General features: G+C 35.1%; 22 protein-coding genes. 8 read left to right on the top strand and 14 right to left on the bottom strand.

What is annotated here, in order from left to right:
* Positions 1 to 58: 58 nt before the first annotated feature.
* Positions 59 to 2,068, bottom strand: a complete 2,010-nt coding sequence (locus tag WHC90_RS01460; RefSeq protein WP_188598774.1) for a M13 family metallopeptidase — start codon at positions 2,066 to 2,068, stop codon at positions 59 to 61.
* A 312-nt stretch (positions 2,069 to 2,380) separates the two neighbouring features.
* On the opposite strand from WHC90_RS01460, the gene WHC90_RS01455 reads away from it, so the two are divergent.
* Both WHC90_RS01455 and WHC90_RS01450 read left to right on the top strand, forming a co-directional pair.
* A complete protein-coding gene (locus WHC90_RS01455) occupies positions 2,381 to 3,121 on the top strand; it encodes a LytR/AlgR family response regulator transcription factor (protein WP_188598775.1) in 741 nt (246 codons plus the stop codon).
* A gap of 97 nt (positions 3,122 to 3,218) precedes the next feature.
* Positions 3,219 to 4,340: an acyltransferase family protein gene (locus WHC90_RS01450; RefSeq protein WP_188598776.1), complete on the top strand. Its 1,122-nt coding sequence runs from the start codon at positions 3,219 to 3,221 to the stop codon at positions 4,338 to 4,340.
* Here WHC90_RS01450 and WHC90_RS01445 read toward each other — a convergent pair.
* Positions 4,327 to 4,854 carry a DUF4251 domain-containing protein gene (locus WHC90_RS01445; protein WP_188598777.1) on the bottom strand — a complete coding sequence of 176 codons (528 nt, stop codon included), beginning with the start codon at positions 4,852 to 4,854 and terminating at the stop codon, positions 4,327 to 4,329. The two genes, WHC90_RS01450 and WHC90_RS01445, sit on opposite strands and share 14 nt — an antisense overlap.
* A 59-nt stretch (positions 4,855 to 4,913) precedes the next feature.
* Positions 4,914 to 5,531: a class I SAM-dependent methyltransferase gene (locus tag WHC90_RS01440; RefSeq protein WP_188598778.1), complete on the bottom strand. Its 618-nt coding sequence runs from the start codon at positions 5,529 to 5,531 to the stop codon at positions 4,914 to 4,916.
* Between the two features lie 98 nt (positions 5,532 to 5,629).
* Here WHC90_RS01440 and WHC90_RS01435 point away from each other — a divergent pair, with 98 nt between their 5' ends.
* On the top strand, positions 5,630 to 6,829 hold the full coding sequence (locus WHC90_RS01435) for a multidrug effflux MFS transporter (RefSeq protein ID WP_188598779.1): 1,200 nt from the start codon (positions 5,630 to 5,632) through the stop codon (positions 6,827 to 6,829).
* A gap of 1 nt (position 6,830) precedes the next feature.
* Here WHC90_RS01435 and WHC90_RS01430 read toward each other — a convergent pair whose 3' ends face one another.
* The 3 genes from WHC90_RS01430 to WHC90_RS01420 all read right to left on the bottom strand — a co-directional run bounded on the left by WHC90_RS01430 (position 6,831) and on the right by WHC90_RS01420 (position 10,531).
* Entirely contained in the window at positions 6,831 to 8,819 is a 1,989-nt protein-coding gene (locus WHC90_RS01430; protein WP_188598780.1) for an alpha-ketoacid dehydrogenase subunit alpha/beta, read from the bottom strand.
* A gap of 104 nt (positions 8,820 to 8,923) precedes the next feature.
* Positions 8,924 to 9,403, bottom strand: a complete 480-nt coding sequence (locus WHC90_RS01425; RefSeq protein ID WP_188598781.1) for an Lrp/AsnC family transcriptional regulator — start codon at positions 9,401 to 9,403, stop codon at positions 8,924 to 8,926.
* A gap of 78 nt (positions 9,404 to 9,481) precedes the next feature.
* Positions 9,482 to 10,531 carry a M14 family zinc carboxypeptidase gene (locus tag WHC90_RS01420; RefSeq protein WP_188598782.1) on the bottom strand — a complete coding sequence of 350 codons (1,050 nt, stop codon included), beginning with the start codon at positions 10,529 to 10,531 and terminating at the stop codon, positions 9,482 to 9,484.
* A 369-nt stretch (positions 10,532 to 10,900) separates the two neighbouring features.
* On the opposite strand from WHC90_RS01420, the gene WHC90_RS01415 reads away from it, so the two are divergent.
* Positions 10,901 to 11,269, top strand: a complete 369-nt coding sequence (locus tag WHC90_RS01415) for a helix-turn-helix domain-containing protein (protein WP_188598783.1) — start codon at positions 10,901 to 10,903, stop codon at positions 11,267 to 11,269.
* Between the two features lie 52 nt (positions 11,270 to 11,321).
* On the opposite strand, the gene WHC90_RS01410 is transcribed toward WHC90_RS01415, so the two are convergent.
* The 6 genes from WHC90_RS01410 to WHC90_RS01385 form a co-directional block, all read right to left on the bottom strand.
* The gene (locus WHC90_RS01410; protein ID WP_188598784.1) at positions 11,322 to 13,766 is read right to left on the bottom strand and encodes a M1 family metallopeptidase; all 2,445 of its coding nucleotides are present in this window, start codon (positions 13,764 to 13,766) and stop codon (positions 11,322 to 11,324) included.
* A gap of 131 nt (positions 13,767 to 13,897) precedes the next feature.
* A complete protein-coding gene (locus WHC90_RS01405; RefSeq protein WP_188598785.1) occupies positions 13,898 to 14,443 on the bottom strand; it encodes a DUF4252 domain-containing protein in 546 nt (181 codons plus the stop codon).
* A 51-nt stretch (positions 14,444 to 14,494) separates the two neighbouring features.
* Positions 14,495 to 15,007: a DUF4252 domain-containing protein gene (locus tag WHC90_RS01400; protein WP_188598786.1), complete on the bottom strand. Its 513-nt coding sequence runs from the start codon at positions 15,005 to 15,007 to the stop codon at positions 14,495 to 14,497.
* A 33-nt stretch (positions 15,008 to 15,040) separates the two neighbouring features.
* The gene (locus WHC90_RS01395; RefSeq protein ID WP_188598787.1) at positions 15,041 to 15,463 is read right to left on the bottom strand and encodes a hypothetical protein; all 423 of its coding nucleotides are present in this window, start codon (positions 15,461 to 15,463) and stop codon (positions 15,041 to 15,043) included.
* Positions 15,450 to 15,959 (bottom strand): RNA polymerase sigma factor, encoded by a 510-nt coding sequence (locus tag WHC90_RS01390; RefSeq protein WP_188598788.1) that lies wholly within the window; start codon positions 15,957 to 15,959, stop codon positions 15,450 to 15,452. The genes WHC90_RS01395 and WHC90_RS01390 overlap by 14 nt, the downstream gene beginning before the upstream one ends.
* Before the next feature lie 193 nt (positions 15,960 to 16,152).
* Entirely contained in the window at positions 16,153 to 17,070 is a 918-nt protein-coding gene (locus tag WHC90_RS01385) for a patatin-like phospholipase family protein (RefSeq protein ID WP_188598789.1), read from the bottom strand.
* Positions 17,071 to 17,188: 118 nt separating this feature from the next.
* Here WHC90_RS01385 and WHC90_RS01380 point away from each other — a divergent pair, with 118 nt between their 5' ends.
* From WHC90_RS01380 to lysA, 3 genes are all read left to right on the top strand, one after another.
* Positions 17,189 to 18,232, top strand: a complete 1,044-nt coding sequence (locus WHC90_RS01380; RefSeq protein WP_188598790.1) for an oxidoreductase — start codon at positions 17,189 to 17,191, stop codon at positions 18,230 to 18,232.
* Positions 18,233 to 18,267: 35 nt separating this feature from the next.
* Positions 18,268 to 19,515 carry a peptidase T gene (gene pepT / locus WHC90_RS01375; RefSeq protein ID WP_188598791.1) on the top strand — a complete coding sequence of 416 codons (1,248 nt, stop codon included), beginning with the start codon at positions 18,268 to 18,270 and terminating at the stop codon, positions 19,513 to 19,515.
* 304 nt (positions 19,516 to 19,819) lie between these two features.
* Entirely contained in the window at positions 19,820 to 21,028 is a 1,209-nt protein-coding gene (lysA, locus tag WHC90_RS01370) for a diaminopimelate decarboxylase (protein ID WP_188598792.1), read from the top strand.
* A 129-nt stretch (positions 21,029 to 21,157) separates the two neighbouring features.
* On the opposite strand, the gene WHC90_RS01365 is transcribed toward lysA, so the two are convergent.
* The gene (locus WHC90_RS01365) at positions 21,158 to 22,330 is read right to left on the bottom strand and encodes a dicarboxylate/amino acid:cation symporter (protein WP_188598793.1); all 1,173 of its coding nucleotides are present in this window, start codon (positions 22,328 to 22,330) and stop codon (positions 21,158 to 21,160) included.
* Between the two features lie 317 nt (positions 22,331 to 22,647).
* Here WHC90_RS01365 and WHC90_RS01360 point away from each other — a divergent pair, with 317 nt between their 5' ends.
* Positions 22,648 to 24,978, top strand: a complete 2,331-nt coding sequence (locus WHC90_RS01360; protein ID WP_188598794.1) for a type IA DNA topoisomerase — start codon at positions 22,648 to 22,650, stop codon at positions 24,976 to 24,978.
* Between the two features lie 37 nt (positions 24,979 to 25,015).
* On the opposite strand, the gene WHC90_RS01355 is transcribed toward WHC90_RS01360, so the two are convergent.
* Complete coding sequence (locus tag WHC90_RS01355) at positions 25,016 to 25,234, bottom strand: VF530 family DNA-binding protein (protein WP_188598795.1); 219 nt, start codon at positions 25,232 to 25,234, stop codon at positions 25,016 to 25,018.

Raw genomic sequence — 25,234 nt, 5'->3', positions numbered from 1 at the left:
AATATTAAACGTTTTTTCTCTTTTTTATTGCCTAATAAAGCTCTCTCTGATTAATAACCTACCAAATCTTAATTCTTTCTTCAGTTGCTTTGTAGTTTTTATCCCCTGGTTGCACATCAAAAGCGGTATAAAAAGGCGTAAAATTCATCAATGGACCATTTACACGCCATACCGGTGGTGAATGTGAATTGGTTTTAATATAGTTACGCAAATAGGCATCTCTGGTTTTTACACGCCAGATTCTCGCTATGGACATAAAAAAACGTTGATCTGGTGTAAACCCTTGAATCTTGGTATTTCCTTTTCCTTGTTCTGTTAATTTAAAGGCATCATATGCAATAGAGATTCCTCCATTATCTGCCGTGTTTTCTCCAACCGTTAAGGCACCTTGTAAGTGAAGACCCTCTAGCACGGTAAAAGAACTATATCGATCAATCATTTGCTGGGTCTTTGCTTTAAACTTGGTAAAGTCTTCATCAGTCCACCAATTTTTTACATTTCCGTCCTTATCAAACTGAGCGCCTTGATCATCAAAGGCATGTGTTAGCTCATGTCCAATAACCATCCCGATTCCTCCATAGTTAATAGCATCATCTGCATCCACATCAAAATAAGGAAACTGTAAGATCCCGGCAGGAAAAACAATTTCATTAAGTGGTGGATTGTAATAAGCTGTTACTGTTGATGGTGTGGTTCCCCAACGGTCTTTATTGGGTGCTTTGTTTAATTGATTTGCTTGGTACTGATATTGATTCTTGTTGAGAGCAAGCACATTTTCAAAATACGTATCCTTGTTAATTTTTACATCGTACGCTCTCCATACATCTGGGTATCCAATTTTCTTAGTGATTGCATAAAGCTTTTCTTTGGCTTGCTGTTTGGTTATATCACTCATCCAATCCAACTCATTGATTCTGTTTTCAAATGCTTTTTGCAAATTGTTAACCAAATCTAATACACGCTTTTTTGCAGCCTCATTAAAATACCTTTTTACATACAATTGGCCCAGTGCAAACCCCAATTGTCTATCAACTTTTTGCACCATTAATTGGGCTCTTGTTTGTTGGCTTGATTGTCCATAAAGTACTTTTGCGTATTCAAAATTTGCATCTTCAAAATCCTTGCTCAAAATATCTGAATAGTTGGCTAAGGTACTGGCCTTAAGATAGGTTTTCCACTCCGAAATCGGGATTGAAACCAGCAATGAATTTAAAGTCTTATAGTAGGCTGGTTGTTTTATATCTACTTCGGTTGCTTCTAGGTGTAACTCTTGTAACATTCTTGACCAACCGATATTGGTTTGGCTTTTATTTAGAGATGCAACCGTCATTTTATTGTAATTGGCTTTTACATTTCTTCGCTCTATTCTAGTTTTGTGTGCTGCTGCAAGTTTCTTTTCAATAGCATACACTGTTGCGGCATTATTGGCAGCGTTTTTACTTTCTGACAATGTAAATAAGCTGCTAAGGTATTCTTGATAGGCTTTTTGAATGGCTACAGAGACTGAATCTGTTTTAAAATAAAAATCACGATCTGGTAGACCTAAACCCGCCTGACCAAAATGCAAAATATTAATGCTGCTATTTTCATTATCTGGAGAAACACCCATACTGATGATTGAAGTATTACCAGTACTAATTTCTTTGGTTACAAAGTTCATTAAATCAGACACATTCTTTATGGTTTCAATCTCTTGTAAAATTGGTTTTATAGGCTGATAACCTCTTTGGTTAATGGTAGCTACATCCATACCTGATCTGTAAAAATCACCAACTTTTTGCTCAATACTTCCCTCTGGATGAATCCCTGAGGCAACTTCGGTTAGGATATTTTCTAATAGCTTTTTTTGTGGAATATTTAAAAAACTATACGAGCCAACTCCTACTTGATCATCTGCAATTACAGCATTGTCTAGCCATTGCTTGTTAACGTGTTCAAAGAAGTTATCTCCTGGTTTTATGGAAGCTGTAATCCCATCAAAATCAAATTTATTTTTTTCTGAGTTTGCATCTGTTTTACACGAAGCAATCAGCAATACTAGTAACGAGAAATAAAGTAGTTTTTTCATAAGTTTGGATGTAGTTTACACAAATATATTAAAATATCCAGCTAAACAAGCACAGATTTCAAATACCTTAGAGGTATTAACTCTCTGAAATTTTGACAATTACAAATAACAACTCAAACTAAAAGATCACTACCAAAGCTCAAAGAAAAATAGTATTTTTGGATGCCTATGAAGCCTATAGTACTGCGATTGCAAAATTATTTAAGAGAACCTTACCCCTATTATTATAATAACAGGCCCAGACTACTTATTGTACTAATAAGTTTGGTGATCTTTAGTTTCTGCTTCTCATATTTTTTTGAGCCTTTTGAAGTGAATACTGCCGAGCATAGAATTCCGAGTATTTGGATTTTAATTATTCATGCAAGTATTCCTTTTCCTATTGCCTATTTGTATTTAAGCTTTGTCAACTTAAAAGTTAAAGATGAAGTCTTTTGGACCTTAGGGAAAGAAATTTTTCATTTATCTGTTATTTTACTACTCATTGGTGTGGCAATTTTTTTACTTAGAGATGTGCTGTACACCAACCCAGACAATTGGTCGTTACGGTATTTATGGGAAGAGATTCGCAATACTTTTTTAGTAGGTTTTTTACTGATTTTGATTGTCATCCCACTGCAATTAGAACGCTTGATTAACATCCATAAATTGCAAGTGCACAAGCTACCTAAACAAGTACACGAGCAAAAAAACACAGAAGTTGTTGTGATTAAATCTCAAGACAGCTCAGAAAGTGTTTCACTTAAGCTACAAGAATGGCTCTTTGCCGAAGTAGAAAGTAATTATACAGAAATTGTCAGTTTTTCTGAAACCGGAATTGATAAGAGATTGCTGAGAATCCCACTTAAGGATCTTGAAGATCAATTAAAACCTTTTGCAAATAGTTACAAAACACACCGATCATATTTGGTAAATCTCAATGCCATCGAAAATATTTCAGGGAATGCTCAAGGGTATCAATTGCGTTTAAAAAATTACCCCAAAAGCATTCCTGTTTCGCGTTCTCAAATTAAAGGATTTAATGAAGCATACGCTAAAAGCAGTAGTATTTAGCGTGTATTTCATCACTTAGCCTTGTTACTTAGCACAAAATTTTTTCAAGCTTAGAATTGTCTAGTATGTTTGCTTCAGAAAACAAAAACAAGAACTAATGAGCACAAATACGAGACGTTATGAATTGGATTGGTTGCGCGTAATTGCCATCCTTGCTGTGTATTTTCACCATATTGGAATGCCTTTTAATGGTGATGGATTTCATATTATGAATACAACATCTAGCAAGCTTTTAGATAATGTAATGGTCTATTTTGAACAGTTTAGATTGCCATTGCTTTTTATGATTTCTGGAGCGGGAACCTTTTTTGCTTTCTCAAAACGCAGCTGGCTTCAATTTATTAAAGAACGCAGTTATCGTTTGTTAATTCCACTTGTTTTTGGGGTTCTTTTTATCGTTCCTCCACAAACCTATTATGAAAACATCACAAGACTTGGTTCTTATTTAGACATCTATAAAAATTTAGATTTTGAGGTAAATCATTTGTGGTTTATAGAAAACTTATGGGTCTGGTCTGTTTTGTTGATTCCATTTATATTGTTTTTAAAATCACCAAAATCTAATGATTTTAAAGGTTTCTTTGATCGGATCATCCTTAAAAAATACGGACTTTTTATAGGCGTGATCCCTTTGCTTAGTATTTTTATCATCCTAAAACAACAGTATCCAGAAGATTCAAAATCAATTAGTAATTTATCTGTGAGTTTTTATCATCTGTACTTTTTTAGCGCTGGAATGCTGCTTGCCGCAACAAAACAAGTATGGGAATCTTTAAAAAAGTACCGAAGAACCAACTTGGTCATCCTACTTGTTTGTACGGCACTTTTTTACGGTTATTATTTTATGCCCAACCAATGGATTGAACCTTATCTAAGCTTAGCCAATCGTTGGAGCTTATGGTATGCAGTTTGCTGTTTGGTTGGCTGGTCTTTTGTGATTACACTATTGGGATATAGCCAAGTTTGGTTTGCTAAAAACAGTAAACTCTTATTATTGTGTAACGAGGCTATCTATCCCTTTTATATATTACATCAAACAGTAATTATAGTGGTTGGCTACTATATTATTGAGTGGGATCTACCCATTTCGGCAAAAATATTCCTGCTATTGATTGTTACTTTTCCTGTAATCCTTTTATTGTATCGTTTTGTAGTCTATCCTTTTAACTTTCTGCGCTTGGTGTTTGGAATGAAAAAGAAATCAACTAGTTCTTCTTAACAAGACCCGTATACGTTATGGTAGATCTGTTTGTACTACTTAGAGAAAGATGCGTAGTTAAATTACTGTACAAAGTTAGTTGAGCACTGTATAGCTCATTTTTCTTTGTAATAAATTGAAAATCGATGATCTCTGCTTTCTTTTTAGTATTAAATTTTCGAGCATATTTTAACAAAGGCCCTTCATATGCAATAGAATTGTCTGAACCATAGCTACCAGTCCCAGTAATTGTTCCAAAATATGGCAACTGAACAAAGATACTATCCCCTTTAATTTTTATATGATTAGGGTTGTCTGTTAAGTTAATATGACTGCCAGAACTACTATTTCTTAGTAAACTTGAATTGATATTTAGATTACTCGTTGGTCTAGCTGCTGTGGCAACAACTTTAATATTTTTCTGATCCAACCAAGTCTTTAAGGATTCTTGTTGGGCTTGGTTGCCTAGTTTACTTTGATTACTTGCACATCCAAACAAAAGGATGCTACAGATGATTGCGAAACTTGTTTTCATATGGAGTGTTTTTAAATGAATCTTACTTATACTATAGCAGCAATTTGTGTGCCAGAGCTTTACAGGTCTTTTTCTTCATTGTTCTTTTGAAATACCAAGGTACTCATTGCGCGCAAATTTGCCACATTTACTGTTTTTAAAGGTTCTAATGCTGTGATTGAAAAACGAGACATGACAGTTTTTAAAAGATCTTGATCTAGCAAAAACCTAAAACTGCCATCTGGAATTGCATAAACGCCATTCCCTTGAGATTTTACAAGTTTTTCTAAGCCTTGAATAGAAGCCATCCGAATAAATAGGCTTCCCCCAGGTTTAAGCACACGAATCAATTCTGAAAACATATGTAAAAAATGAATCTTATTTTGAGCAAAATGCAATACAGCACTGCTAATGACATGATCAAAGGATGCATCAGAAAACGACAAGGCATCTAGTGCTTGAACAGAAAAATTAGCTGCTTGCGCAGGATAATTTTCTTTGACAGCTGCTATGGCTTTTTCTGAATGATCTACCCCAAATACGGTATAATCATTTTGATAAAACCAACGCAAATTTCGACCTTGACCACAGCCTGCGTCTAGTAGTACAGCATTCTCCTGGTAGCGCTTTTTTAAAATCTGATCAAGCAGATAAATATCGACACCAGCGATTGATTCTTGAAGTTTTACCAAATCCATTGTTCTGTTTTATTACATATCTAAAATATCCATAGCAAGATAAAAAATACCAATGACAAATAGTGTTGCTATGGAAACAAATGCCATACATTTGCAAAATGCAACAAAAAAATCAGTCTAGACTAGAGTTTATTGCCCTGATGGCCTCACTCATGTCTATTGTCGCTCTTTCTATAGATGCCTTATTACCCGCTTTAAATCAAATTGGACTTGCCGTTGGGATAGAAGATGCCAGAGACAATCAATTGCTTATTACCATGATCTTTTTAGGATTGGGAATAGGTCAATTAATTTTTGGACCAATCTCAGATAGCTTAGGTAGAAAACCTGTCATTTATATGGGCTTTGGTCTTTTTATTATTGCTAGTTTTATTTGTGTTGCCGCTACCAGTATAGAAATGATGGTTGTGGGAAGGATTCTACAAGGTATTGGTTTATCTGCCCCTAGAACCATTAGTATTGCTATGGTTAGAGATAGTTTTAGTGGGGATTATATGGCCAAGATTATGTCTTTTATTGTGGTGATTTTTATTTTAGTACCCGTGGTTGCACCTGCCATAGGGAAACTGGTTTTAGATGCCTACGGCTGGAAGGCAATTTTTTACAGTCAGTTGTTTTTTGGCGCTGCGATTATGGTTTGGCTCTGGAAACGTCAACCTGAAACCCTGCACAAAGAGCATCGGAAAAAATTTACACTTTCTTTATTTGTAGATGGCGCTAAAGAATTTATAAAATTTAGACAGGCCATTATATTTACACTAGTTTCTGGTTTTATTACAGGGTCTTTTATGGTGTATCTTAGTGCTTCTCAGCATATTTTTCAGACGCAATATCACCTGGTAGAAGAGTTTCCATACATTTTTGCTGCTTTAGCAGTCTCTGTTGGATTGGCTACTTTTTTAAATGGAACCTTTGTAATGCGCTTTGGAATGCTGCGTTTGGTAACTGTTTTTATCATCAGTTTTACCTTATTGCCAATATTTTATGTGCTGTTTTTCTACAACAGTCCAAACCCAAGTATTGGTGTCTTACTGCTCTTTTTTGGTCTGCAATTCTTTTCACTGGGTTTTCTTTTCGGAAACCTAAGAGCGCTGGCAATGCAGCCCGTAGGTCATATTGCGGGTGTAGGTTCTGCAATCAACGGATTTGTTTCAACCATAATGGCTGTTCCGATCGCATCGTATATTGGAAGCCAAGTTAAAGATACTGCCCTACCTCTGTTTATGGGTTTTGCAGTTTGTGGTTTAATTGCAATTGCACTCTTACTCGCTTTAAAAAAAGAAAAGAAAACAGCCTAAATTAATAGGCTAGTAATTGCTTTAAAGACTCTTCAAATTTGTTTTTAGCCAAGTACTGTTGTTCTAATTGACCTATAAATGGAATAGGTGTTTCAAGGCTTGCAACACGCTGTACAGGTGCATCTAAGTAAGAAAAACAATGCTCAGAAATTAAGGCCGAAATATCACTGGCAATTCCTCCAAAAAGACTGTCCTCTTGCAAAATGATTGCTCTTCCTGTTTTCTTAACAGAGCTAAAAATTGCTGCTTTATCTAAAGGTTGCAAGGTTCTTAGATCTATTAAATCTGCAGAGATGTCTGGGTTGTTTTTAAGTACTTCTAAAGCCCAGTGAACACCTGCTCCATAACTGATAATTGTTATCGCTTGACCTTCTTCTATTAGCGATGCTTTACCAAAAGGAATACTGTAGTAGTTCTCAGGAACTTCCTGATATACGGATCTATACAAAGCTTTATGCTCAAAGAACAGCACTGGGTTTGGATCATCTATTGCAGTAGCTAATAAGCCTTTTGCATCAGCTGGAAAAGCAGGATATACTACTTTTAACCCTGGAGTTTTGGTAAACCAGGCTTCATTTGTTTGGCTGTGAAATGGCCCTGCAGCAACTCCTGCTCCACATGGCATTCTTACCACAACATCAGCAGGCTCGTTCCAGCGATAATGAGATTTTGCCAACAAGTTTACAATCGGGTTAAATCCTGTCGATACAAAATCTGCAAACTGCATCTCTACAACGGCTTTCATTTTATTCACAGACAAACCGTAGGCTGCTGATACGATGGCACTTTCACAAATAGGCGTGTTTCGAACACGTCCTTTACCAAACTGCGCTAAAAATCCATCTGTAATTTTAAATACACCGCCATATTCAGCAACATCTTGGCCCATGATAACTAAGTTATCGTATTTCTCCATAGACTGTCTTAAACCTTCTGAAACTGCGTCTATTAACCGGATAGACTTGCTTGCTCCTGTCGGTGATACGATCTCAGGTGTAAAGGCTTTAAAAACATCGTTAAGCTCTGTTTGTTCATTTACAACAATCTGCTCTTCATCAAATGCTTGTTGCAGGTGACTGTTGATTTCTTCAGCAATTGAAGCTTTAAACTCATTGTCTATTTTTGAATCTAAAATCTTGTTTTTCTCTAGATACTGCTTAAAGTTTTCTAAAGGATCTTTTAATGACCAAGCATCCATTAAATCTTGAGGAACATATTTGGTCCCACTAGCCTCTTCATGCCCTCTCATTCTAAAGGTTTTAAACTCTACCAAGACAGGACGAGGATTTTCTCTCATGCTTTTGGTGAGTTCAGTAATTTTAGTATAAACTTCTAAAATGTTATTTCCATCAATAATATGGCTTTCCATACCATAGCCTATTCCTTTATCAGCAATGTTTTCGCAATTAAATTGCTCGGAAGTAGGTGTAGACAAACCATAACCGTTATTCTCAACACAAAACAAGACTGGTAACTTCCATACAGAGGCAACATTGAGTGCTTCATGGAAATCACCTTCACTAGACCCGCCCTCACCTGTAAACACAGCACAAACTTTAGACTCATTTCTAAGTCGATGCGCCAATGCGATTCCGTCTGCTATACCCAATTGTGGGCCTAAATGAGAAATCATCCCCACAATACGATACTCTTGAGTACCAAAATGAAAACTGCGGTCTCTCCCTTTGGTAAAACCGTTTGCCTTTCCCTGCCATTGAGAAAATAAGCGATAGAGTGGAATTTCTCTACTGGTAAAAACACCTAAATTTCTATGCATCGGCAAAATATACTCATCTTGCTCTAGAGCTAAAGTTACACCCACAGCAATAGCTTCTTGTCCGATCCCTGAAAACCATTTTGAAATTTTTCCCTGCCTAAGCAAAATAAGCATCTTCTCTTCTATCATCCGTGGCTTTAGCATGGATTGATACAACTGCAATAAAGTTTCTTTAGGTAGTTTGGTCTTTGGGTATACGATTGGGTTTAACATCAAAAAATTATAGGTTGATTATAGTTACAAACATAGCTTATAATATGTAGATATAAAAAAATCCTCATGGGATTCATGAGGATTTTTTTATAGGTATTTAAATCTTACAATTCTTTAAAAATTGCATGCATCATTCTTTTTTTATCATTGATACTCTCCTCTAAAGAAATCATGGTTTCTGTACGACTTACACCATGAATATCATCAATCATATATATAATGTCTTTGGCGTTGTTAGTGTCTTTAGCTCTAACCTTGCAAAAGATATTGTATTTACCTGCTGTTACAAAAGCAACGGTTACATTCGGAATTTCTTTCAAAGCCTCTATTACACTTTGAGTCATGTTGGTTTTTTCTAAAAACACACCCACATGTGCAATAAACGAATAGCCCATTTTTTCATAGTTCAATGTTAGAGTGGATCCTTGAATAATGCCTTCGTCTTCCATTTTTTTAACACGAACATGTATGGTTCCTGCAGAAACTAATAATTTTTTAGCAATATCAGTAAAGGGTGTTCTAGCATTTTCGATAAGGACATCTAAGATTTGATGGTCAATCTCGTCTAAAAGAAATTTTTTCATAATTTTTTGTGTATAATTCAAGTAATACGGCAAAAATATGAATTATATTTAATACATCTTAAGAAAAATTCAATAAAATCAATTATTTCTGTATTTTTTTTGATGTGCAAAGATTTTATCAATATCCGCTACCTCAAATGGGGTCTTTTTTAACTGAAAAGCACCATTGACAATCTCCTCTACATATTGAAACGCCTGTTTGGTACCTTTCTCAGTATCAATCTCTAAGATATCAACAAAATTCTTATTGTTGTCAGGGATCTCAAAATAGGCCTCATACTTAGAAAAATCTTGATTCATCGCAATATGAAACACTCCCTGTAGTAGTGCAAAAAAATTAAACTTACGAACAAGTTCTCGCTCATAATCGTCTGGGTAATGCCCCGCTTCTATCAATACAGTATTAAATCCTAGTTGTTGAAAAACATCTCCGGTAGCAGTTGGATAAAATTCATCTGTATAGCGCCCCACATGACCTGGAATTATCTGTTGCAAAAGGGTATTCATCGCAATAATGACATTCATAGTTTCTTTTCTTCCTTTAGTTAATGTTCTATCAATATCTTCTGAAGGTGCCAAAAAAGAGATGCTTGCAGGGTTTTGAGTACCTGATACTCCAAATATGGTACGCTGATCGTGTAGGTTAAAACAAAAAACAGGATTAAAATCATCCAACACACCTCTCAACAACTTACTTTCTTTAGCTTTTAAATCAATTGCATCCCTATTTAAATCTACATTCCTATCGTTAACACGGGTATAAGCTAGAGCTCCGTCAGGATTAAGCATTGGGATACAAAGTAAGGTACACTCCTTTAAAATAGCATCAATTACTGGATCTGTAGCATCGAGCAGGCTTTTTATAAAATCAATTAAAGCCTTGGTTCCAGTACTTTCATTGCCATGCATCTGACTCCAGAGTAGTATCTTTTTAGCACCTGTACCTAGTTTAATTGAGTGAATAGGGAGCCCATCTTCTGAACTTCCAATTTGTTGCACTTTAGTCTGACTAGCTAATTTTTTAAGAACAGGATCTAAATCTGCAGCATGAATCCATCTTCCAAAAAGACTTGATTCTTTGTGTTGTTTAAAAAGTGTCTCAACAAAAGCTACTGGCAGTGTGTGCATACAATGATTATTAGTTAAGACAAAAATAAAGATTCAATCTTAGAAAGCCTATAAATATTTAACAATTGTAAACAGTATAAAATGTTACATTTGTAACTTAAAAAAGTCAGGTCAAGAAGTTACTTCTGTAAACTTTTGCAACTCAAAAAAGAACCGAGCTACGTTTTAAGCTACACAGCAATATACCCTTAATAAGAAATACTTATACTAAAAACACAAATATCTATATTTCAGCAACTTACAAACGTAAAGTAAAGCATTTATTTAACTAAAAATACACATAGATATATCGTTAACAAAAATTCAAAACAACAAACTTGCTGCAATCAATCAAATAAATTACATTTGTAATACAATTAGAATATTACAATGGTAAACAATAAAGATTTTGCAAACAGACTCAAAAAAGTGATGGAATTTCATCAATTGACAGCAACTTCTTTTGCTGATCAAATTGCCGTACAGCGATCGAGTATCTCACACATCTTATCAGGAAGAAATAAACCTAGTTTGGATTTTGTTTTAAAAGTAACAGCCAATTTTAAAGATGTAGATATCTACTGGTTATTAAAAGGAGAAGGACAGTTTCCTGCTTTAAAAAAACAAAGCAGCACTCCTACTCCAACTCAACAGCCTTTTCAGTCGGTTTCTAAAACAAACTCAACTGAAACTCAAAAACAAATACAAAGAATTGTTGTTTTTTATGAAGATGGCACTTTTGAAGAATATCTTAAATAAAAAAAAGCCTTTGAAGACACTTCAAAGGCTTTTTTTTATTATTCTGAACAACTTATTGCAGCAACCTGCCTAAGCCCGCTCTAATAAGCTCTATGTTCTTTATTGCATTTGGATAGTTGCCTTCTTTTTGAAAATCAACCATCTGTCGCATTAAATTTATAACCACTGTGTCAAATCCAAAGGATTGATACTGTTTTCCTTTAACAACCATATCATCAACCAAATTAGCAATAGCCTTACTATTATTGCTTTTGGCAATTTTTTCATAAGCTTGCTTATACAAGGACTGTACTCTAGTATTGGTATTTAAAAACATACCTGCAAGCACGTTCTTGGCAATAAAATCAAGTTCAGAATCATCTTTCTCTTCTATGTAAATTCTAGTCAAAGGCGTCGCAATAATCTTTCGCACCTCATCTGGCAAGGATTTTGAAATTTTAACAGCCCTATCCTTGTCTAAATAATAGGTTGAAACCAATGCATTTCCCAACACACTAAAAGACTTACTTTTTAACGCCGTATTAAAAATCTGCATATAGACAGGGTCTGTTAGCTTCCCTAGAGTTTCTATAGCTGCAGCCTGTACCAAAGTACTAGGATCTGAAGTTGCCAAACTAGTAATTTTATCAATCACATCTCCTTTTGCATTTTTATTGATCAAATCAATATTCTGCAATGCTAAGACACGAATTTTATAAAATGGATCTTTTAAAGCCTCAGCTACAAGCTTAAAAGCTTCCTTTTCTTCTTGCTTTTTAGAAATGGCAAGTAGTGCTTCTTTTTTATCTCCGTAAAATCGAGCGTACTTAAACTGATTGATGTAGTTTTTTAGCGTTTTAGTCTCTATAAAATCAGCCAACAGAACACCATCAGCATTAACTAAGATAAGCTCAGGCACCTTGTCATAGACATAGTTAAATGAAGCATCTCCCTTACTTACAAATACTTGATGTGTTTTTCGCTTACCATCTTCTATGATATCAATACTCAAGGGGAACTGAAACACCTCATCAATCTGTCTAATGTTTACAGTTACTCTTTTCTCTAAGGTATTATAATCATAACTTACTTTGATCCTCGGATGCCCAGAACCAAAATACCATTGATTAAAAAACCAATTTAAATCCTTTCCTGTTACCGCTTCAAAAGACAGACGCAATTGATGAGCTTCTGCACTCTTGTAAGCATTCGTAGTTAAATAATGGTTTAGCCCAGTATAAAAAGCTTCATCTCCTAAGTAATTTCTAAGCATATGCAAGATTGATCCTCCTTTATTATAACTCACTGCATCAAAAAGATCTTCTTTATCTGTATAATAATAACGAACCAATTCTTTATCAAAATTATCTCCTTGAAAATAAGCTTCTCGATCTTCTACCAAATGCGCATCAGCATTTACAAGACCGTACTCATGTTCTCTCCATAAATATTCTGCATAATTGGCAAAAGACTCATTTACAGTTAGATTACTCCAACTTTCTGCCGTTACCAAGTTACCAAACCAATGATGAAACAACTCGTGGGCAATCGTATTCTCTTGAAGATTTTCATCTATCAACTGTCCTGGCATCTGATTGGCTTGCTCGCCGTGAATTACAGCCGTGGTATTCTCCATTGCTCCACTTACATAATCTCTCGCTACAATTTGACTATAAGAGCTCCACGGGTAGTCAATTCCTGTTATTTTTGAAAAGAAAGCCATCATTTTAGGGGTCTTTCCAAAAATATCCTTAGCATAAGGAGCAAACTCTTTTTCTACATAATAGTTTACAGGAATGTTTTTATAGCGATCCTGCACAACCTCATATTCACCCACACCCATAAAAAACAAATAAGGCGCGTGTTTTTGATTAAATTTCCAATAATCCGTTCGCAAATCTCCCTGTGTAGTTTGACTTACTAAAACTCCATTTGATAAGGTCTTAAACCTATTCGGTACTGTAATGTAGATTTCTTGAGATGTTTTTTGATTTGGCGAATCTATAGTAGGAAACCAACAGCTGCTTGCCTCTGTCTCTCCCTGCGTCCATATTTGAGTTGGCTTATTTTTATCCAGTCCATCTGCATTGATAAAATACAATCCTTTAGCCTGCTTAATAGCATTGCTTCCTTTTTGCTTTACCTCTTCTGGTCTTGCAATGTACTTAATATAGAGTGTGAATTTTTCATTCCTAGTATACTTTCTCGGTAATTCTATACGAATTTCCTTACCGTCATAATAATAATCTAAGCTAGCGCTTCCTAAGGTAATTTGATTAATAATCATGGCTTTCGCATCCAAAACAACCTGATCTGTTGCATAAAAATAGGGCTGCAAGGTTATCCATTCTTCACCGTTAAGCTGTTTCTTTTCAAAATTGAAATCAACTTTTAGTTTGGTATGTATAATTGCATGTGTTTTGGTTTTTTCTGCTTGGTAAACATCCGACTGCTTTTGCGCAAAAAGAGTGGTCACAAAACAGAATGCCAGTAAAAAAAATCCTATTTTAAATTTCATTTGTTAATCGCTTATTGAAAGTTCAAAAATAAGAAATTAAAGATGCTTGGTTGTTAATTGCTCGTTAAAAAGAAACATCCACGCCTAACAGGCGTGGATGCTACAATTTCTAACCAAACTAATGTATGTATTTACTTTTTATTTATCGAAGAAAACAATACGTTGAATTTTTCTAAATCAAGACCATCCCCATTCATACGCACATCATTCATCATTTTCATAATCAGAGCAGGATTCATATCGTCTCCTAATATTCTAGCTACAGCAACCCCTTGATCTGCCTTGTATCCGTAAGCGATAACTTCATCAATAGCATCTTCAGAACCTGTATAATAAAGACTTACTTCTATCCCTTTCATCTTGGTTCTCATCAAGCTCTTATAGCTTGATTGTTTTAAAATCGCTTCTATGGTTTTCTTTTCTAACTCTAAAGCCTCTAGATTATTCTGAAATGGCAAAGCCACCAAATTTATTTTCTTTAAACTCGCTAAGGCATCTTTAGTTTCTTGAGAAACATTATCTGATTTTAACTGTAGAAAACTAGCAGGTAAATCAAAAGTGATAAAACCTTTTTTCTCTTGACTCTTTACGATATAACTTTGCAAAGATTCATTGTTACAAGACGTCAAAGAAAAGACTAAAAGGAAACTTAATAAGGTAATTGATATTTTTTTCATGGGGTGTTTTTTTTAAGTGATAATTAATTGTTTTTTGTATGATGTAAAAAACTAGTTCACTTTAACCTTTACACCACTATCCTTGCTAAACTTATCTGCTAAATCAGATAATTTATTAATATCAATGGTTCCGGTTAATGACATAATCACAGATTCTGAATTCCCAGTACCAGTAATGTACATTAAAACTTCTGTTACATAATCTTTGTTCTTACCAGATTTTACATAGATACGAACTTTTGAATCTTTATCTTTTACTCGCATTAACTGCGTAAGATTCATAGACTTTACAGCGCTGTTAACCATAGATTCCATTTGATTCGCTACAGAGGCATCTTCTGATCTGAACACTTTAAAAAGTTCTAGATTTTGAATCATCCTAAAGACTTCCATCTCTTCACTTTTATTGTCTTCCATTTTAAATTTTGACAACAACTGAAAAGCGTCTTTATTTACAATTACAGAAGATACGTTGTCCATATTTTCTAATTTATCAAACATTGATTGTCCAAAGCTTACCGCTGGCGCAATGATTAAGGCTATTAATACAATTATTTTTTTCATGATTTCTTGGTGTTTACTTGGTTTTATTATTTTTTACTTGGTTTTAAATATTTTGTTAACCGTGTCTTCATAGGTATACAAACTTGAAGACATTGCTTTGTTTCCTTCGTTTAGTTTGCTTGACAACAATTCTAAGGCACTTTTAACTTGAGCATATTGTTCTTTGGCTTTTCGTTGTTCTAAATAACCGTTTCCAAAGTACAGACTACAGACCAAAGCGATTGAAGCTGCTATTGTTAACCTTCTCCAAATCGGTTTTTTAGTTTTTAATTGGATTGGTTTCACAGAAGTTTCTGCTTTGCTCATTTGAAAATACCCGAACATACTCTCATATTCTTGAAGGTGTGGCGCTACGTTACCCGAGGTAAAATAGTTGCTTAGCGCTTGTTCTTCTTGGATAGAAGTTTCTGCATCTAGGTATTTTTCTAACAACTTTTCTATTTTAGATAATTCCATAATTGTGTTGTTTTATTAGTTCTTCTCTTATTGTTTTTCTGGCTCTTGATAAGGCTACTCGAACAGCTGTGGGCTTCAAATCTAACATTTTGCCGATTTCTTCATAATCGTATTGCTCAATGTCTCTTAATTGGATGACCAATTTTTGTTGTTCTGGTAGTTTTTCAATAAGCCTATGTACTTGGCTAACACTATCTTGATATTCTAACTTTTTTTCTAAAGCCGTATCATTTTCTTTATAATTACTATGAACCAGGGTTAAATTAGATGCTTGTTTTGATTTTAATCGATCATAACAGTAATTTTTTGTCATGGTCATTGCAAAAGCTTCTACATTCTTATACTCTGACAGTTTCTCTTTGTTCTTCCACAACTTAAAATACAACTCTTGAGTGGCATCTTCTGCTTCTTCAGAAGAGACCAACAAACGTTTTGCTAAACGAAAGACCTTGTTCTTAAACGGTAATACAGAATTTAAAAAATCTGACTGGTTCATTAATTTGTTTTTAACATATTAGAGCTCTTTATCTCTGCTCTTCTTCTATTACGACGAGGAAGTTTCTGTTTTGTTACTTCGATACCTAAACTTTTTATTATTTTTTTTAATTTAACTGCACTTTACAGCATAAAACAACAAATCCCTTATAAATATAAAGGATTGCTACTTGGTCTTATAATCAATAAAAAACTTACACCATATTAGTTCTAAACTCATTAGTAGTCTCTTCTTCTTTTGATTCGGCATAAGCATAACCAGCTGCCCACCACTCTTTCATAAGTTTTTGATCAAAAATCAAAGAGTTCGTAGTTAAGACCGTCGGGGTGTAATACAAGTTGAGCTTAACGTTATTCTGCTTTGCAGAAAGTTTACCGATAGTGATATTATGACGTTCTACATGCTCTAGCATAAACTCAAACACATCAAACAATAATGAAAATGCATTTTTAGGACTCAACCTATTTAACTGAGTAACTTCTGTTTCTAAAATGATGGCATCCACCTCTGTAGCACCTCTTAAAATAGCTTCTCTAATAGGTATTAAACAACCAAAACCTCCATCACCATACTGACAATAGTCCTTTTCTAATAAACTCATAAAAGGCAAATAATTACAAGAAGCCCAGACCCAATCACAGAAATCAGAATACTTACACTCACTTAAAGCCTTGTACTCAACCTTGTTGGTCGATAAATTAGACACAGTAATTACAACTTCTTTTCCTTCTGCTTTAATCTGCTCAAACATTTCTCTAGTGATATTATCTTTAATCAGTTTTCGCAAATTTTTACTTTCTCCAAAGGTTTTTCGTCCATTGATAAAGTTCCATAAGATGTTTAAGTGATTGATAGAAATTACTTTTTCTCCATGAACTTTTTTAATAAAAAAGGGATTATTGCTAAAAATCGATTTTTGATTGACAGAAGTATAGAGCGTTTTTAAGGCTTCTAATTGACCTAAGGCAAGATGAGAAACCATCAAACTTCCTGTAGAAGTCCCTAAGAATAAATCATATTGATGCTTCTTTTCTTCCATTAAAAATTGAGCTACACCTCCCGCAAATGCTCCTTTGCTACCTCCTCCAGAAATCACCAATGCTTTTTTCATGTCTGTCTTTTTAAATCGTCCATAAAACAATCACTACCAAAAACTAGTATTTTTTAGCGCAGAGATTCTTTTACTTCTGGTTCTTTTACTTAAATTAGTCGCATTAAATGTATAAAAAATGAAAAGAATACTACTCTTAAGTATTGGTTTAATTGCATGTTTTTCTTGCAAAAGTGAATATCAACCTAGAAATATTGAATCTGTTAACATACAAAAGTTTGTGAGAGACAGCACTAGCATAAGAGCTGTGGTAGCTGTAGACGAAAATCAGCTGATCTACGCAGGATCCAATGGTGACGTTGGTCTTACGATGGATGGCGGAGCAAGTTGGGACGTAAAAAAAATGCGTTATCAAGACTCAATCATACCACATTTTAGAAGTATTGCCAAAACAAGTTCTAGTGTTTTTGCCTTGTCTATTGCCAATCCTGCCCTATTGTATCAAATAAAAAATGGCAAAACCGCTCTTGTTTACACAGAAAACAACCCCAAAGTATTTTATGATGCTATGGCCTTTTTTGACGATAAAAATGGAATTGCTGTAGGAGATCCGACCGAAGACTGTGCATCCATTATCACCACCAAAGATGGCGGAGAAACTTGGCAAAAAATTGATTGCAGCCAACTACCAGAAATTTTTGAAGGCGAAGCCTTCTTTGCAGCCAGCAATACCAATATTGCCATAGTCAATAAAACAGCCTGGATAGTTAGTGGTGGTGCAAAAGCACGTGTTTTAAAAACCACCGACATGGGAAAAACTTGGTCAATTTTTGAAACTCCTTTTATTCAAGGGAATGGTCCACAAGGCATGTATTCAGTAGATTTCTATGATGAAAACAACGGAATTGCTGTGGGAGGAAGTTTTTCTAGCCCTAATGAAAATATCGCTAATAAGGCAATAACGACTGACGGAGGTGAAACTTGGCAATTGGTAGCAAACAAACAAAACCCTAGCTACAAAAGCGGTGTTCAATATGTGCCGAATACACATGGAAAAGAAGTATTTGCTGTAGGTTTTACTGGAATCTCTTTTTCTAACGATGGCGGCTTAAATTGGAAAGAAGTAAGCAAAGATGGGTATTATGGTATCCAATTTGTAGACAAAAACACAGCTTGGCTTTTTGGAAATAAAAAAGTTGGAAAACTAAAACTTCAAGACTAATAAGGTTTCCATTTAAATTCTAAATAACAACAGAGATGATGCAGCAAGATCCTATTGTAGATCGATTTATTAGATATGTAAAAATTGACACAGAGTCAGACCCCAACAATCCAGAGTTTCCGAGTACTCAAAAGCAATGGACCCTAGCTAAGATGCTAGCTGAGGAGCTTAAAGAAATTGGAATGCAAGAGGTTGATTTAGATAAAAACTGTTATATCATGGCAAGCCTTCCTAGCAATCTAGACTATAAAGTGCCTGTGATTGGTTTTGTAGCCCATATAGACACCAGTCCTGATTTTAGTGGGAAAAACGTCAATCCTCAGATTCATCCAAATTACGACGGGTCTGATATTGTCCTAAACAAAGCGCTAAACATTGTCTTGTCTCCTTCTTATTTTGAAAGCTTAGAACGTTATGTGGGGCAAACCATTATTACCACAGACGGGACTACCCTACTTGGAGCTGATGACAAAGCAGGAGTTACAGAAATTGTTTCTGCAATGGAGTATTTGATTAAACATCCAGAGATCAAACACGGAAAAATTCGCATTTGCTTTACACCTGATGAAGAAGTTGGAAAAGGAGCACATTTATTTGATGTCGATAAATTTGGAGCAGATTGGGCATACACCATGGACGGCAGTGAAATTGGAGAATTAGAATACGAGAATTTTAATGCAGCAAGCGCAAGCGTTTCTATTGCAGGGAAAATTGTGCATCCTGGTTACGCCAAAGGAAAAATGATCAATTCTATTAGCATTGCTCATGAGTTTATGGCCATGTTACCTGCAAACGAAGTACCTGAGCAAACCACGGGTTATGAAGGTTTTTTTCATTTACACCACCTAGAAGGTTCAGTAGAAAAAACAACTTTAGAGTATATAATTAGAGATCATGATTTTGATTTGTTCGAAAAAAGAAAGTACCTAATCCAACGGATAGCTACCGATTTAAACAACAAATACGGAAATAATCTTATTGAGGTGACGATCAAAGATCAGTACTTTAATATGAAAGAAAAAATCACACCAGTTATGCACATCGTTGATATAGCAGAAGCCGTGATAAAAGAAAAAGGCATCACTCCTATGATCAAAGCCATACGTGGTGGTACAGACGGTTCGCAGCTTTCATTTAAAGGGCTTCCTTGCCCTAATATCTTTGCTGGTGGGCATAATTTTCATGGACGCTATGAGTATATTCCTGTAGAATCTATGCTTAAAGCCACTGAAGTAATTGTTGGGATCGCTGAAAAAGTAGCTTTAGAATTTAGAGGGAAATAGTATTTTTTTAGAGAAGAGAGAAGAGAGAAGAGAAAAGAGAGGCTAGAGACTAGAGATGATTTTAGAAGCGTTTAATTATAAGACCTTTATACCTTTGAACCTTTGTCCCTTTGAACCTTTGTCCCTCTGAACCTTTGTCCCTCTGCACCTTTGTCCCTCTGAACCTCTGAACCTCTGAACCTCTGAACCTCTGAACCTTTAATTACAAACCATAATTCTACAAAAAAAAACAATTCGTTATATTTTTAAACAAATTATTGCAGTACGAATAGATTTTATAAGTTTGTCGCCTTTAAAACAAGACATGAATAACAAAAAATTGCAACAGTTAGCAGACACCTATGGTAGTCCCTTATACGTTTACGATACAGAAGTAATCGCAGCACAATACAACAGGATCACTACAGCCTTTTCTAAGGTAAAGCACAGTAAGATTAACTATGCTGTAAAAGCCTTATCAAACATAAACATCCTAAAGGTTTTTAAGCAGTTAGGATCAGGTCTTGATACCGTATCTATCCAAGAAGTACAATTGGGCTTAGCTGCCGGATTTGACCCTAAAGATATTATTTATACACCAAACGGAGTTTCTTTAGAAGAAATTGAAAAGGTTGCTACCTTGGGCGTTCAAATAAATATTGACAATCTTTCTATTTTAGAATTGTTTGGGCAAAAACATCCAGAGATCCCAGTTTGTATTCGAATCAACCCACATGTAATGGCAGGTGGAAACAGCAAAATTTCTGTTGGTCATATTGATTCAAAATTCGGAATCTCCATGTATCAAGTTCCTCTAATCAAACGCGTGGTAGAAAATACCAATATGCGCATCAATGGAATTCATATGCACACAGGGTCAGATATTTTAGATATTGACACCTTTTTACGAGCTACAGAGATTTTATTTGATGTTTCAAAACAGTTTAAAGATCTTGATTTTATTGATTTCGGTAGCGGATTTAAAGTTCCTTATAAAGAAGGAGATATTTCTACCGATATAGAACAACTGGGAAAACAACTCACCAAACGTTTTAATGAGTTCTGTAAAGAGTACGGAAAAGAACTTACTTTGATGTTTGAGCCAGGAAAATTCTTAGTGAGTGAGGCAGGGAATTTTCTAGCAAAAGTAAATGTTATCAAACAAACTACATCAACCGTATTTGCAGGTGTTGATAGCGGTTTTAATCATTTGGTACGCCCGATGATGTATGATTCTTACCACCACATTACCAACATCTCTAATCCAAAAGGGAGAGAGCGTTATTATTCTGTTGTGGGGTACATTTGTGAAACAGATACTTTTGGTTCAAACAGACGCATTAATGAAATTACAGAAGGTGATGTCTTGTGTTTCCACAATGCTGGCGCCTATTGTTTTTCTATGGCATCTAACTATAATTCTCGATTTAAACCTGCAGAAGTTATGGTACATAAAGGAAAAGAGTATTTGATCAGAAAAAGAGAAACCTTTGAAGACATACTAAGAAATCAAGAGAACATTACAATCTCTTAATTTAAAATACACAGATTTTAGCTTATCAATTATAAAAACTAGCAGTAAGCAAAACACTTTGACCAGCCTTTTAAAAGGCCAATCAAAGTGTTTTTTTGTTTTTAAATAAGTGCGGTTATTTTAAAATAACTAAAGATCTTTCCCTTTGGTAATGCTATTTACAACCAAAGAAATAGCCCCATCTCCCGTAACATTACAAGCAGTTCCAAAACTATCCATGGCAATGTATAAGGCAATCATCAAACCAATCATTTCTTCGTTAAAGCCCAACATAGATTGCAAAATCCCAACGGCTGCCATAATCGCCCCTCCAGGCACACCAGGTGCAGCAATCATGGCAATTCCAAGCATAAAAATAAAGCCAGCAAAAAGCGTAAAATCAAAAGGCACTCCGTGTAATATCATTAAGGCCATTGCACAGGCTGTAATTTTCATAATACTCCCAGATAAGTGAATCGTAGCACATAAAGGAATTACAAAACCTGCTATTTTTTCTGATACCCCATTTTTTAGAGTTTGCTCTAAAGTCACCGGAATGGTTGCTGCAGAAGACTGGGTACCCAAAGCGGTAAAATAAGCCGGCATCATGGTAGCTAATAGTTTTAGTGGGTTTTGCTTGGTAAGTGCTCCTGCAATGGTATACTGAAGCAATAACAATAGTATGTGTAAGGCAAAAATAACACCGATAATACTGATAAAAACAGAAAGAATTGAAAAGACTTTACCACTGTAAGCCATACTAGTAAAGATCCCCAAGATAAACAAAGGCAACAATGGAACAATAATGTTTTCTATTACTTGCATGATAATCTTTTGAAAATCTTTGACTACCAGTTTTAAAGTAGAATTTTCTTGATTTGACAATCCCAAACCAATCACAAATGCCAATACTAAAGAGGTCATGACATCCAATACCGCAGGTATGCTAATGCTAAAATAAGGAGTCAACTCTTTGCCTGATTCTGCTATTTCTGCAGCATCGTTTACATGTGAGGCTAAAAGTTGTGGAAAGATATTTGAGGCTGTAAAATAGGTCATAAACCCAGAAAACAAGGTTGATCCGTAGGCAATAGCCGCAGTAAGCAACAATAACTTTCCTGCTCCTTTCCCTAAATCAGAGATGGCTGGCATAATAAGCCCCATAATAATTAAAGGAATAGAAAAATTTAAAAACTGACCAAAAAAGGCATTAAACGTTGTAAAGATTCTGTTCACTGATTCTGGTAAATAGAGACCAAAAACGATCCCTAAAACAATGGCTAAGAAAACTTTAAATAATAAATTTGAAAATAAACGTTTCATATTGTTTTGTATTATTTTGTAAAAATTAAGAAGAAATTTATCTAATTTTTTAAGTTGGCTAATATACAGCAATGTGCCTAAATAGCAGGCTATCATTGTTTTTTTTACTAGCTAAATTTTATTGATGTTATTTTAAAGATCTTAGAAAATTCGCAATCAACAGCTAGTATATCAACTGATAATACAGTAAAGTGGTTAAGCATTAAAAAAGAAAAATCAAAAAGCACTACTAGGATGCAAAATAAGCTAAGCATTGAAAAAATTACCCTCCATATCTCAGAGATTTTTACTACTTTTCAAGTTCAAAACCAAACCCAATGAAAGTATGTATTGCAGAAAAACCAAGTGTTGCAAGAGAAATTGCTAACATCCTAGGTGCCAATACAAAACACGATGGGTATTATGAAGGGAATGGATACGCAGTGACCTATACTTTTGGTCATTTATGTACACTATTTGAACCCAAAGATTACAAGCCGTATTGGAAAAGTTGGGATTTAAACAATTTACCCATGTTGCCAGAGAAGTTTTTAACCAAGGTAACTAGCAATGATGGGATTCAAAAACAGTTTAAAATCGTAAAAAGTCTTTTTGACAGAGCAGATGTTGTAATTAATTGCGGGGATGCTGGTCAAGAAGGAGAATTGATTCAACGTTGGGTAATCAATCAAGCAGAATACACTGGGAAGGTTCAACGTTTGTGGATTTCTTCACTTACAGAAGAAGCCATTAAAGAAGGTTTTGAAAACCTTCAAACCTCAGAGAAATATGACAATCTTTATTATGCAGGCTTTTCTAGAGCTATAGGTGATTGGCTCTTGGGCCTAAATGCCACGCGTTTATACACCGTTAAATTTGGCGGTTATAAGCAAGTACTCTCTGTGGGTAGAGTGCAAACTCCTACCCTAGCCATGTTGGTCAATCGCTATAAAGAGATTGAAAATTTTAAACCACAACCCTACTGGGAGTTACAGACTAGTTATAGAAATACCTTGTTTAATTATGAGGATGGCCGCTTTTTAAAACAAGAAGATGGAGCTATTTTAGCCAATAAGGTAAAGGAGTCTGACTTTGAAATCGTCTCTGTAACCAAGAAAAAAGGAAAAGAATACGCACCTAAGCTTTTTGATTTAACAGGTTTGCAAGTGTACTGCAATAATAAGTTTGGGTTTTCTGCTGATGAAACCTTAAAAATGGTACAGAAATTATACGAAATGAAAGTGGTCACTTATCCAAGAGTTGATACGACTTTCTTACCCAATGATGTGTACCCAAAAGTTGCAGGAATCTTAAGCAAATTAACCAATTATAGCGAAATCACTCAGCCGCTTTTAGGAAAGAAAATTAAAAAGTCAAAACGAGTTTTTGACGATAAAAAAGTAACCGATCACCACGCTATAATTCCGACAGGAATGCAAACCAGCTTACAGTATAACCAACAACAGGTATACGACATTATTACTAGACGCTTTATTGCTGCTTTTTACCCAGATTCTGATGTGTCAAACACCTCTGTAATTGGCAAGGCCTCAGAAGTCCCTTTTAAAACCACCGGAAAAGAAATTATAAGCAAAGGTTGGCGAGTAGCTTTAGAAACCGAAGAAAGCAAGATTAAAAAAGAATTAAATGAGCAAATGACCCTGCCCTCTTTTACCAAAGGAGAAAAAGGTCCTCATGAGCCCTCTTTTTTAGAAAAAGAAACCAAACCACCAAGAAACTTTACAGAAGCCTCTCTCCTACGTGCTATGGAAACAGCGGGCAAACAGGTAGATGATGATGAGATGCGAGAGCTAATGAAGGAGAATGGTATTGGAAGACCTTCTACACGAGCCAGTATAATAGAAACCCTCTTTAGAAGAAAGTATATTGAACGTAAAAAGAAACTGGTATTGCCTACGCAAACAGGGATTCAGTTGATCGATTTGATAGATAATGAACTCTTAAAATCTGCCGAACTAACTGGACGTTGGGAAAAACGCTTAAAGGAGATTGAACGCGGTGAGTTTAACGCGGGTACCTTTATCAATAATATGAAAAAAATGGTCGATGAATTGGTTTATGAAGTTCGATCAAATACCTCTAAGATTCGAATTTCTCATCAAACTATTTCACAAAACGCTGTAGAAAAGACTCCAAAGAAAAAAGCAACTACTAAAAAGCAACTGGTAGGTAAAAGCTGTCCAAAATGTCAAAAAGGTCAACTTTTAAAGGGTTCTACAGCTTATGGCTGCTCTGAGTACAAAACAGGCTGTACATTTAAACTGCCTTTTGAATTTCTAGGAAAGAAAATTAGTGAAAACCAATTGATCCGATTGCTTGACAAAAAATCAACCACCAATTTAAAAGGATTTAAGACAGAAAACGGAAGCGTAGAAGGCTTGGTTCGATTTGATGAAAACTTTCAGTTAAAACTAGAAGAAAAGAAAACAGCTGTTGATACCAAAGTAAAAAAAGAGTCAAATCAAGATAGCATCAGCTGTCCAAAGTGTAAAAAAGGAACTGTCATTAAAGGCAATACGGCTTATGGCTGCTCAGAGCACAAAAATGGGTGCAACTTCTTATATAGTTTTGAAGACATAAAAAAAGCGGCTAACGGAAAGCCATTGACCAAAGAATTGGTCGTACAGCTACTACAAAGCCCGCAATAATAAAAAAGCCTCACTAAAATTAGTGAGGCTTTTTAATTTATTTAATGGTCTGCAAATACAACTTCTCTACTTTTTCTCGAGCCCAAGGTGTTCTTCTTAAAAACTTTAAACTCGATTTAATGGTTGGGTTGTTCTGAAAACAATTGATATCAACAAGCATCCCCAGTTCTTTCCATCCGTATTCATTGTGCAAATATTCTACGATATCTGCCAATTTAACTCCGTGAAGTGGATTATTAGGTTGCTCTGTACTCAT

The sequence above is a fragment of the Polaribacter pacificus genome (assembly GCF_038024035.1).
Classification (GTDB): domain Bacteria; phylum Bacteroidota; class Bacteroidia; order Flavobacteriales; family Flavobacteriaceae; genus Polaribacter; species Polaribacter pacificus.
Note: the sequence above shows the minus strand (reverse complement) of the source record. Positions and strands in the feature narration are given on the sequence as shown.

Coding starts and splice junctions, on each gene's coding strand:
- WHC90_RS01420 (WP_188598782.1), bottom strand. CDS start 10,531: ATGCACACACTGCCAGTAGCTTTTGTTGAGACACTTTTTAAACAACAC.
- pepT (WP_188598791.1), top strand. CDS start 18,268: ATGATGCAGCAAGATCCTATTGTAGATCGATTTATTAGATATGTAAAA.
- WHC90_RS01405 (WP_188598785.1), bottom strand. CDS start 14,443: ATGAAAAAAATATCAATTACCTTATTAAGTTTCCTTTTAGTCTTTTCT.
- WHC90_RS01440 (WP_188598778.1), bottom strand. CDS start 5,531: ATGGATTTGGTAAAACTTCAAGAATCAATCGCTGGTGTCGATATTTAT.
- WHC90_RS01460 (WP_188598774.1), bottom strand. CDS start 2,068: ATGAAAAAACTACTTTATTTCTCGTTACTAGTATTGCTGATTGCTTCG.
- WHC90_RS01355 (WP_188598795.1), bottom strand. CDS start 25,234: ATGAGTACAGAGCAACCTAATAATCCACTTCACGGAGTTAAATTGGCA.
- WHC90_RS01425 (WP_188598781.1), bottom strand. CDS start 9,403: ATGAAAAAATTTCTTTTAGACGAGATTGACCATCAAATCTTAGATGTC.
- WHC90_RS01380 (WP_188598790.1), top strand. CDS start 17,189: ATGAAAAGAATACTACTCTTAAGTATTGGTTTAATTGCATGTTTTTCT.
- WHC90_RS01435 (WP_188598779.1), top strand. CDS start 5,630: ATGCAACAAAAAAATCAGTCTAGACTAGAGTTTATTGCCCTGATGGCC.
- WHC90_RS01390 (WP_188598788.1), bottom strand. CDS start 15,959: ATGAACCAGTCAGATTTTTTAAATTCTGTATTACCGTTTAAGAACAAG.
- WHC90_RS01360 (WP_188598794.1), top strand. CDS start 22,648: ATGAAAGTATGTATTGCAGAAAAACCAAGTGTTGCAAGAGAAATTGCT.
- WHC90_RS01410 (WP_188598784.1), bottom strand. CDS start 13,766: ATGAAATTTAAAATAGGATTTTTTTTACTGGCATTCTGTTTTGTGACC.
- WHC90_RS01430 (WP_188598780.1), bottom strand. CDS start 8,819: ATGTTAAACCCAATCGTATACCCAAAGACCAAACTACCTAAAGAAACT.
- WHC90_RS01385 (WP_188598789.1), bottom strand. CDS start 17,070: ATGAAAAAAGCATTGGTGATTTCTGGAGGAGGTAGCAAAGGAGCATTT.
- WHC90_RS01365 (WP_188598793.1), bottom strand. CDS start 22,330: ATGAAACGTTTATTTTCAAATTTATTATTTAAAGTTTTCTTAGCCATT.
- lysA (WP_188598792.1), top strand. CDS start 19,820: ATGAATAACAAAAAATTGCAACAGTTAGCAGACACCTATGGTAGTCCC.
- WHC90_RS01450 (WP_188598776.1), top strand. CDS start 3,219: ATGAGCACAAATACGAGACGTTATGAATTGGATTGGTTGCGCGTAATT.
- WHC90_RS01400 (WP_188598786.1), bottom strand. CDS start 15,007: ATGAAAAAAATAATTGTATTAATAGCCTTAATCATTGCGCCAGCGGTA.
- WHC90_RS01445 (WP_188598777.1), bottom strand. CDS start 4,854: ATGAAAACAAGTTTCGCAATCATCTGTAGCATCCTTTTGTTTGGATGT.
- WHC90_RS01415 (WP_188598783.1), top strand. CDS start 10,901: ATGGTAAACAATAAAGATTTTGCAAACAGACTCAAAAAAGTGATGGAA.
- WHC90_RS01395 (WP_188598787.1), bottom strand. CDS start 15,463: ATGGAATTATCTAAAATAGAAAAGTTGTTAGAAAAATACCTAGATGCA.